Consider the following 10709-nt stretch of genomic DNA (forward strand, 5'->3'; position numbering starts at 1 on the left):
TAATTTCACCAATAATAGGTACAACCAATTGACTGACGTGATAAGCAATAATAGGTGTCATAATACGCGCAAAAGCAGCTTCAGAACGGTCATTTGCTGCATTGTCAAATGCTCGCGCTAAACGCAAAACCAATGCTTGTGAAGCAGCAATATCTAATGCAATATCTGCAAAAATACGTTCTGTTAGTGGTGGCAAAGGCTGATTTGGCATTTTTTTCCGGAAAAAATCTATGCCAAATTGAAGGGCAGCTCGCAAAACACCTGCCGATATGACAGACTGATCAAAACGCATCATCGTCTCAATATCTTTAATAACTTTCAGACCTTCTCCAGCATTTCCCAGAAGCCAGCCATAACACCCTTGAAAATCAACAACCCCCTCTGGTGTTAAAAGTTCTCCAGAACGGTGAATTAAATGACGAATCGATATAAATCCATTTAATGCACCATTTTCCTGTATGCGTGGAACAAAAAAGCAACTTAAATGACCATTTAAATCTGCACTAACGAGATATCCATCAGCTGTGGGATTAATAACATTGGTTTTTACAACATTTAAACGATACAGATCACGTTCCATATTTTCATCGAAAGAAATTTTCTTAACACTTGGAAAATTGAAAGCGTATTGTTCAATGTCATCAAAAGCACACGTCAGAGAAGCAGATTTTTTATGATGAATAGGCCTTGATGAAGAATCATATTGGCGTGACAAAAGAGCATTTTGCCATTTTTTAAAGAGTTCACTATCACTAATTAAAACAGCAATCGCTGCACTCGTTATAATAACCTCGTTCAAATGTCCTGTTTCTAAACCAGCAGATAAAGCCAAACGAATCGCACGCGCTTGATAACGTACCCCATTTTCTGAGCTTGTATTTTCCCAAAGCGAGGTAACTAACCCCGCACGTCTAGAATACTGTTGAAGGTCTTGATAGGAAGAATGTATTTCTAATTTTTCTGCCTGTTGCCCCCATTCATCATTATAACACAATAAAGGCTTATAGTGATTAGCTAAGCAAGAAAGCTTCCGTGCTTCTTGACTCGCAGCAAAATCCCCTATTTCTTCAAAGCTTGCTAATAAAAACTTAGGCAAAGTAGAGGCCATACGAAACATAAGCGTATCGCTAAGAAATGTATTTTTTCGACGAGCATTTTGCGTAGAGACAGCACTCATAGATATATTCCACTATTCAAATCATTCACATCATAGACTATTTGTCTTTTTAGAGTTAAAAAACATTTATCATCTTCAAACAAATGCTTGTTTAACCTGTTTAGAGAGAGATAAAGAAGAATGCTATGATTCAAGGTAATTTTTTTCCACTTTTCCCTCATGAACATCTTTTAGCTATTAAAGATCTGAGTGTACAAGACCTTAATACATTGCTTGATCGTGCAGAAGCAAACATTATTCTTTCTAACAAAATTGATAAAAAAAAATCTATTTTGCGTGGACGGACTCAAATTAATCTCTTTTTTGAAGCTTCTACGCGAACACAATCTTCTTTTGAATTAGCCGGTAAAAGGTTGGGAGCAGATGTGATGAGTGTCGCGATCGGCAACTCATCTGTACAAAAAGGGGAAACATTACTTGATACAGCCGCAACACTCAATGCGATGAAGCCAGATATACTGGTTTTTCGCCATAGCAGTGCGGGAGCAGCAGCTTTATTAGCGCGAAACGTTGATTGTTGTGTCATTAATGCAGGTGATGGTGCTCATGAACATCCAACCCAAGCCTTATTAGATGCTCTCACAATTAAAAGAGCAAAAGGTCGTATTGAAGGATTAACGGTTGCCATTTGCGGAGATATTTTGCACTCACGTGTTGCACGTTCTAATATCCTTAGTCTTAATGCTTTGGGTGCTCGTGTTCGTGCGGTTGCCCCCTCAACACTTTTACCCACCGAAATTAATCATATGAGTGTTGAAGTTTTTAACACCATGAAAGAAGGTCTTAAAGATGCTGATGTTATCATGATGTTACGCTTACAGCATGAACGGATGGCAGGATCTTTTATTCCCTCCAGGCGTGAATATTTTCATTATTTTGGTTTGCATAAAGAAAATTTAGCCTATACCAAAAACAATTGCATTATTTTGCATCCTGGTCCCATAAACCGTGGTGTGGAGATTGCATCCGATATAGCCGATGGCCCACAAAGTATGATTCATACCCAAGTAGAAATGGGAATTGCAGTGCGTATGGCGGTCATGGAGGCTTTATTAGATTCACGCTTGAAGATCCATGGAGAAAAAAAATGATAAAACCAATTGTTTTTCAAAAGGTTCGTATTATTGATCCTTCACGCGCAATCGATGAAATTGGTACAGTTATTGTTGAAAATGGACAGATTATAGCTGCTGGAAAAGAAGCTCTGAATCAGGGAGTCCCTGAAGGCGCAGAAGTTATTAATGCACAAAACAAAGCAATTCTTCCTGGACTTGTTGATGCACGTGTTTTTGTTGGAGAACCAGGAAATGAAAATCGTGAAACAATTGCATCGGCAAGTCAAGCGGCCGCAGCAGGTGGTATTACTTCCTTTCTTATGATGCCAGACACGCATCCAGTTATTGATAATGTTGCTCTCGTTCAATTTATTAAGCGCACAGCAAGGGAAATGTCATCAGTCAATATTTATCCTGTTGCGGCAATCACACAAAGTTTCAACGGAGACAAAATAACCGAATTTGGTTTGCTCAAGGAGGCAGGAGCCGTTGCTTTTAGTGAAGGAAAAAAAACACTTCAAAATTCATCTGTTATGCGACGTGCAATGACTTATGCACGCGATTTTGATGTCCCATTGATACACGAAACGCAAGATAAAGATCTTACAGAACAAGGCGTAATGAATGAAGGACTACTCGCCAGTTGGCTTGGTCTACCTGGCATTCCCCGTGAAGCAGAAGTTATCCCACTTGAAAGGGATTTGCGCTTAGCAGCATTAACGCAGACACGCTATCATGCCGCCCAGATATCAACAGCACTCTCTGCTGATGCCCTCCGCTTAGGCAAGAAACGCAGTGAAAAAATTTCAGCCGGTGTATCGATTAATCATTTATCTCTCAACGAAAATGACATTGGCCAATATCAAACTTCTTTCCGCCTTATGCCTCCATTGCGTACAGAAGAAGATCGTATAGCACTGATTGAAGCAATAAAAGATGGGACTATAGATGTCGTTGTCTCTTCTCATGATCCTCAGGGTATCGACACAAAACATTTACCATTCAATGATGCAGCAGCTGGCGCTATTGGTATGGAGACCTTATTAAGTGCGGCTTTACGTCTTTATCATGATGAAAGCCTATCTCTTCTGCGGATAACTGAACTTTTGTCAACGATGCCTGCAAAGCTCTTTGGACTCAATGCAGGAACACTAAAGAGAGGTGCTTATGCAGATCTTATTGTCGTTGATCTTGAAGAACCATGGGTTGTTTCGACAGAGAATTTCTATTCACGTTCAAAAAATACCCCTTTTGAGAATGCACGTTTTCAAGGACGCGTGCTCCAGACCTTTGTGAAAGGGAAATCCGTTTTTAAACTTGATCAACAAACTTAATGAGATGCTTAATGAATGAAGCAGAAATATTTTTTCAGTCCACTCCGTGGTTTATTTTCCTCCTATCTTATCTCATTGGCTCGATCCCATTTGGTCTTCTCTTTACGAGATTGGCCAAACTTGGCGATATAAGAACAATCGGTTCTGGCAATATTGGAGCAACAAATGTTTTACGAACAGGAAATAAAAAAAATTGCGGCTCTAACACTTCTTTGTGATATGTTGAAAGGAGCTATTGTTGTCTTCGTTATAAAGTTCTTTAATGATCCGTTAGACAAGAGTATCTTTGTTTCTCTAGCAGGTTTTTTTACTTTCTTAGGACACCTTTTCCCCGTATGGCTTAAATTTAAAGGTGGCAAAGGTGTTGCAACCTATCTAGGGGTTTGCTTAGGAGTCTATTGGCCTGCAGCAATTATTTTTATTGTTGTATGGAGTGCGATTTTTCTTCTCATGCGTTATTCTTCATTATCTGCGCTTGTTGCTGTTACGATCACGCCGATATTTGTTTTTTATTTTTCCGATTCTTATTTCTATTGTATGCTGATCGCGATGAGCCTATTTGTGTTCATAAAACATTCTGCAAATATCAGTAGATTACTCATTGGGAAAGAAAGTAAGATTGGTACGCAAAACAGAGATAAATAAGGGAATCCTGCTTACGGATCGTCAACGTCTAAGCTGGTTACGGTTATTGCGCAGTGAAAATATTGGAGCTGTTAGTTTTCGCAATCTCATTGATCATTATAAAACTGCAGAAAATGCTCTAGCAGCGCTGCCAGAGCTTAGTAGAAAAGGAGGTGGTTCTGCATCGCTTAAAATAGCAAGCTTAGAAGATGCAGAAAAAGAAATACAAGAAGCTGAAAGATTAGGTGTTCGGTTTATCGGTATGGGAGAACCAGATTATCCAGCTTTTCTTAAAGTTACAGAAGCCCCTCCGCCACTTATTGCTGTCAAAGGTAATGTTTTAATTTTTCAAAAAACTTCTATCGGAATTATAGGCTCTCGAAATGCTTCAGCTGCTGGGAAAAAGCTTACAGCTCAATTTGCGCATTTTCTTGGAGAAGCAGACTTTGTAACAATTTCTGGACTCGCTCGTGGAATTGATAGCGTTGCGCATCAAGCAAGTTTAAAAACAGGAACTGTTGCAGTCATGGCAGGGGGAATTGATCATATCTATCCTCCTGAAAATAAAAAGTTGCATGAAGATATTATCGCCAATGGTGGAGCCATCATCAGCGAAATGCCCATCTCTTGGAAACCACGCGCTATCGACTTTCCAAGAAGAAACCGTATTATTGCTGCTCTATCACTTGGTCTCTTGGTTGTAGAGGCAGCTCTGCGCTCAGGATCCTTAATTACTGCACGTCAAGCAGCTGAAATGGGACGGTTGATTTTTGCTATTCCCGGTTCTCCACTTGATCCAAGATCTGTTGGCACAAACAACCTTATCAAGGACGGTGCTCTCCTCACCACACATCCTTCTGATATCATAGAAACACTTACGCCATTAATTTCACCGCTTCCAAATTCCCAACTCAATTTTTTTGAAGAACCATCCTCTTTACAACTTGAAAAGGAAAATTTTAATTCAGCATACGAAAAAAACGCTCACCCTTCTTCAAAAGATGATGATGCAGCACGTGCCGCAGTTTTCTCTGCTCTTTCAACAACGCCAATCGACTTAGACACACTCAGTACCCACTCAGGTATTTCACTCCCAACTCTCTACCTCTTATTGGTAGAACTAGAGCTTGCTGGAAAGCTTATTCGACACTCTGGTGGTTGTGTGTCATTGTCAAATCTTGATCTTCCCCAAGAGCCTCAGCACTATTAATAATGCTTTGTCCTTCTTTGGCAACCATATCCAAAAGCAATGCTAAAAGCGGACTATGCGCTTGACGCGCCATCTGATTCATTTGCTTTGACATGTCTGTAATATATTGGATAACTTTCAAATGATTTATAAACATAATCCTCTATCCTTGAGCATTTCCCCTCCTACCTCTCAATAGACGTTATCTTAGTATTGCGCCGTACGTTTTAGTAATAACAGTGGAAAATAAATCGTGTAATTTCATATAGGGTGCGTTTTAATAATAACAATCACAAGTTGTACAATATTCATGTTTTTTATATGGCTAATATTTTTTTTATATGTTCTTAAGCAATTGCTATTAGCTATTCACGTGAAAGGCGTTTATAAAAAAGTTTTTTATTTCAATATTCGGGTAAAATTATGAATATCGTTATCGTTGAATCTCCAGCAAAAGCAAAAACAATTAATAAATATCTTGGATCTCAATACAAAGTTGTCGCATCATTTGGACATGTTCGTGATTTACCTGCAAAAGATGGTTCCGTTTTACCCGATCAAGATTTTTCGATGAAATGGGATATAGATTCTGCGGCTGCTAAACGTTTAAATGAAATAGCAAAAGCTGTTAAAGAAGCTGATAGCCTTATCTTAGCAACGGACCCTGATCGCGAAGGGGAAGCTATTTCATGGCATATTCTCGATGTTCTTCGTCAAAAAAAAGTTTTAAAAGATAAACCTATTAAAAGAGTTGTCTTCAATGCCATCACTAAAAAATCTGTGCTTGATGCCATGGATAATCCACGTGATATTGATACATCACTTGTTGATGCTTATCTTGCACGTCGTGCTCTTGATTACCTCGTAGGTTTTACACTTTCACCTGTTTTATGGCGTAAACTCCCTGGTGCACGCTCGGCTGGGCGCGTTCAGTCGGTTGCTTTACGTATTATTTGTGACCGTGAATCAGAAATAGAACATTTTATCAAAGAAGATTATTGGTCCATTACAACACAGTTAAAAACCATTCGAAATGATCATTTCCAAGCCAGATTGACAATGTTTAATCAAAGAAAGATTGGTAAACTTGATATTCAATCTCAAGAACAAGCAGATCAAATTCGCCTTATGCTTGAGAAGGCTCAATATCATACACTCAGTGTTGAAGCAAAACCTACAAAGAGAAATCCTTTTCCTCCGTTTACAACTTCTACACTACAACAAGCGGCTTCTTCAAAATTAGGTTTTTCAGCTTCTCGCACGATGCAAATTGCCCAAAAGCTTTATGAAGGGATTGAAATTAATGGTGAAATGGCAGGGCTTATTACTTATATGCGTACCGATGGTGTACAAATAGCGCCAGAAGCTATTGATGCTGCAAGAAAAGTCATTCATGAATCTTTTGGTAAAGACTATGTTCCTGAAAAACCACGTTTTTACTCAACAAAGGCAAAAAATGCACAGGAAGCGCATGAAGCAATCCGCCCAACAGATTTTCAACGTACTCCCAATCAAGTCCGTAATTTTCTCGACAATGATCAGGCAAAGCTCTATGAACTGATATGGAAGCGCGCTATTGCCAGCCAAATGTGTTCTGCTGAAATTGAACGTACAACCGTTGAAATTGAAGCCCAGCAAGGAGATAACCGTGCAAATCTTCGTGCAACAGGATCTGTTATTCGTTTTGACGGATTTATTTCCGTCTATACGGATCAACAAGACGAAGAAAATAATGAAACAACACGTTTACCGCAAATAAACACGGGTGAATCACTTACAAAAGAAAAAGTTGAATCTATACAACATACTACAGAGCCCCCTTCTCGTTATTCTGAAGCTTCATTAATTAAAAAGCTTGAAGAATTAGGAATTGGTCGTCCTTCAACTTATGCCTCCACATTAGCGACATTGTGTGATCGTGGATATATTATCATTGATAAACGCAAACTTATTCCTGATGCTAAAGGCCGTATTGTTACAGCCTTTCTTGAAAACTTCTTTAATCGCTATGTAGAATATGGTTTTACAGCAGATCTTGAAGAAAAGCTGGATCTTATATCGGATGGCAAACTTTCTTGGAAAGATGTATTACGAGATTTTTGGGATGGATTTAATACCTCTATTAGCAATATCCAAGAACTCCGTATCGCCAATGTCCTTGATGTTTTAAATGTAACATTAGCACCTCTTGCCTTTCCTGAACGTGAAGACGGAAGTGATGTGCGTTCCTGTCCTCTCTGTAAAAATGGTCAATTATCATTAAAACTCGGTCGTTATGGTGCTTTTGTTGGCTGTTCCAATTATCCTGAATGCAAATACACACGCCAACTCGGTACAAATATAGAAGAAGATAATGAATCAGTGCGCAATGACGAACCTGTTATGCTTGGAATTGATCCTGAAACAGGAAAAGATATTTCTCTTCGCAATGGCCGTTTTGGTCCCTATATTCAACGAGGTGAAAGCAAAGAAGTTAAGCGTGCAGGATTACCAAAAGAATGGCAGGCAGAAAATATAACCCTTGAAAAGGCCTTGGCTTTACTATCCCTTCCCCGTGAAATTGGCATTCATCCTGAAACAGGAAAAATGATCACGGCGACAATTGGACGATATGGTCCCTACCTTAGTCATAATGGAAAATCTGCGCGCCTTCTTCATGCAGATGAAGTTTTTGATATTGGTATCAATCGCGCTGTTACAGTATTGGCAGAACAACAAGAAAATAAAACCAAGCAAAGCAGAACAACATCTGCAGCATTAGCAACATTAGGGGAGCATCCAGAAGGAGGGACTGTCACTGTGCGTAACGGCCGTTATGGTCCTTATGTCAATTGGGGTAAAATTAATGCAACATTGCCAAAAGAGAAAGATCCCATTAGTGTAACACTTTCAGAAGCATTAGAACTTATATCGGCTAAAGCATCGAGTAAAAAGACAACTTCAAAAAGAGCTTCTTCCAAAATAAAAGCAAAAACAAAAGAGACATAAATTTTGGCTAAAGGTGAAAAAAACGTAAAATATATCCCCTCATTCAAGGGAGGAAAATTGCCTAATAAGGAAGAAATTCTTTCCTTTATCAACGAGAACCCTGATCGATCAAGTAAACGAGAAATCGCCAAGTTTTTTAACTTAAAAGGCGATTCTCGTATCTGGCTTAGAGATATATTACGTACATTAAAAGATCAAAACCTTATATCTAAACAGCGCAAAAGGGCAATAAACAAAGGAAAATTACCTCCTGTTGCTTTAGTGAAAATTAATGATCGTGATAAAGATGGCAGTTTTATTGCACAACCTCTTGAATGGGAAGAAACGCCAAAACCCAATATTGAAATATACTCTTTTCGTCACATAAAAGGAGAAAGCATTGGTGTTGGAGATCATGTTCTTGTAAAAGTTTTTCGAAATAAAAATTCTCAAAATCCCCCTTATACGGGGCGAATTATTCGTAAAATTGAACTATCCCCAAAGAGCACATTTGGTGTTGTACGAAAGTTGAAAAATAATCAATGGTGCCTTGATCCTATAGATCGTAAAACCAATGAACTCGTGGTTGAAATATCTCCAGAAATAAAGATTGAAACGGGTGATCTTGTTGAAGTTGAAATAAAAAAAAATATTGGTTATGGACTGAAAAGTGCACGAATAAAAAATGTTTTAGGGCATATTAAGAGTGAAAAAACACTCTCAATGATTGCCATTCTCTCAAAAGGAATTCCTTATATTTTTCCTGAAAGCGTTCTTGAGCAAGTCAAACATATCAAAGCTGCCAATATGGATAATCGTGAAGATTGGCGACAATTACCATTTATTACGATTGATCCACCAGATGCCAAAGACCATGATGATGCAGTTTATGCAAGCAAGGATAAGGATCCTACAAATAATGGTGGTTGGATTATTATTGTGGCCATTGCAGATGTTTCTTACTATATTAAAACAGGAAGTGCTTTAGATAAAGAAGCATTGAAACGCGGGAATTCTGTTTATTTTCCTGATACTGTTGTGCCAATGCTGCCTGAACGTCTTTCTCATGATTTATGCTCTCTGCGTGAAGGAAAAGAAAGGCCAGCTTTAGCCGTTCGTATGATTTTTGATGCAAACGGTAATAAACTAAAACATAGTTTTCATCGTATTATGATGCTCGTAAGAGCTAAGCTCTCCTATCAAGAAGTGCAATTGGCAAGAAAAGGGCATATCCATAAAAAAAGCGTGCCCCTGCTTGAAATCTTGCACCCCTTATGGGAAGCCTATGCATGCCTTGAAGCAGCGCGAGATCGTCGACAGCCACTAGAATTAGAAATAGCAGAAAAAAAGATTATTCTTGATCAAAATGGATGCATCCAAGATGTTGTGAGTGAAGAACATTTAGAAGCCCATCGTTTGATTGAAGAATTTATGATACAAGCCAATATTGCAGCCTCTGAAACATTAAAAAAACATCATCAGCCTCTTATCTATCGTGTTCATGAAAAACCCTCTCTTGCCAAACAAGAAGTATTGAGGAATTTCCTTCAAAGTTTAGGAATATCGCTCTCAAAAAGAGCAGAATTAACATCAGCGCGTCTTAATAGAATTTTAGAAAAAGTCGCTCATACTGAACAACAAGAACTGGTCAATCAAGTTATTTTGCGTTCACAATCACAAGCAGAATACAGCCCTAAAAATAGTGGCCATTTTGGTTTGAATTTGCAGAACTATACGCATTTTACATCACCAATTCGCCGTTATGCTGATCTCATTATTCATCGAGCCCTCATTAAAGCTCTTAAACTGGGAAATGATCAATTAACGGACACACAAGAACAAAACCTTACAGAAATTGCTACACAAATTTCTTTATACGAGCGTCGTGCGATGCTGGCTGAAAGAGAAACAGTTGATCGGCTTGTTGCTCACTATTTAACAAATAAAATCGGCCGTATTTTTACAGGTCGCATCTCCGGAGTTACAAAAGCAGGTCTTTTTATCTCACTTGATAAACTCAATACAGATGGTTTTGTTCATATTTCTACACTTAAAAATGATTATTATCATTTTGATGAAGCACAACATATTCTTGTAGGACAGCGTAGCCATAAAGGCTATCAGCTCAGTGATGTTGTAGAAGTAAAACTTATAATGGTACAACCTTTTGCTGGTGCTTTAAGCCTTGAGCTCTTGACAGAGCCTCGTCCAATCAAATTTTCATCACTATCCTCCCATAACAACAAATTAAAAAAACAAAAGCGTTAGTTTTTATGGAAGAAGAAAATATTAAACTTTTTATTTTTTCTTTAATATTTAATAATAAATAATATAATAATACTTTAAACTAAGAAATTGTCTAT

Annotated in this window: 6 protein-coding genes and 2 pseudogenes; 6 read left to right on the forward strand and 2 right to left on the reverse strand. The window is 38.3% G+C overall.

What is annotated here, in order from left to right; all coding sequences use genetic code 11:
• Positions 1–1177, reverse strand: a 1177-nt coding sequence (locus BN338_RS02525) for an acyl-CoA dehydrogenase family protein (protein WP_039758703.1), incomplete at its 3' end; no start/stop codon positions are given.
• Positions 1178–1302: 125 nt separating this feature from the next.
• On the opposite strand from BN338_RS02525, the gene BN338_RS02530 reads away from it, so the two are divergent.
• The 4 genes and pseudogenes from BN338_RS02530 to dprA all read left to right on the forward strand — a co-directional run bounded on the left by BN338_RS02530 (position 1303) and on the right by dprA (position 5400).
• On the forward strand, positions 1303–2268 hold the full coding sequence (locus BN338_RS02530; protein WP_039758704.1) for an aspartate carbamoyltransferase catalytic subunit: 966 nt from the start codon (positions 1303–1305) through the stop codon (positions 2266–2268).
• Complete coding sequence (locus tag BN338_RS02535; protein WP_039758706.1) at positions 2265–3566, forward strand: dihydroorotase; 1302 nt, start codon at positions 2265–2267, stop codon at positions 3564–3566. Before BN338_RS02530 ends, BN338_RS02535 begins: the two co-directional genes overlap by 4 nt.
• Before the next feature lie 11 nt (positions 3567–3577).
• Positions 3578–4211, forward strand: a pseudogene (gene plsY, locus BN338_RS02540) (glycerol-3-phosphate 1-O-acyltransferase PlsY).
• On the forward strand, positions 4168–5400 hold the full coding sequence (gene dprA, locus BN338_RS02545) for a DNA-processing protein DprA (protein ID WP_039758709.1): 1233 nt from the start codon (positions 4168–4170) through the stop codon (positions 5398–5400). Before plsY ends, dprA begins: the two are co-directional and overlap by 44 nt.
• Here the strand turns inward: dprA and BN338_RS12970 are convergent.
• A complete protein-coding gene (locus tag BN338_RS12970) occupies positions 5330–5536 on the reverse strand; it encodes a hypothetical protein (RefSeq protein ID WP_083868424.1) in 207 nt (68 codons plus the stop codon). The two genes, dprA and BN338_RS12970, sit on opposite strands and share 71 nt — an antisense overlap.
• Positions 5537–5802: 266 nt before the next feature.
• On the opposite strand from BN338_RS12970, the gene topA reads away from it, so the two are divergent.
• Both topA and rnr read left to right on the forward strand, forming a co-directional pair.
• On the forward strand, positions 5803–8367 hold the full coding sequence (topA, locus tag BN338_RS02550) for a type I DNA topoisomerase (RefSeq protein WP_039758711.1): 2565 nt from the start codon (positions 5803–5805) through the stop codon (positions 8365–8367).
• 3 nt (positions 8368–8370) lie between these two features.
• Positions 8371–10639, forward strand: a pseudogene (rnr, locus tag BN338_RS02555) (ribonuclease R).
• Positions 10640–10709 lie beyond the last annotated feature (70 nt).

The organism is Bartonella queenslandensis AUST/NH15 (assembly GCF_000312585.1).
GTDB lineage: Bacteria > Pseudomonadota > Alphaproteobacteria > Rhizobiales > Rhizobiaceae > Bartonella > Bartonella queenslandensis_A.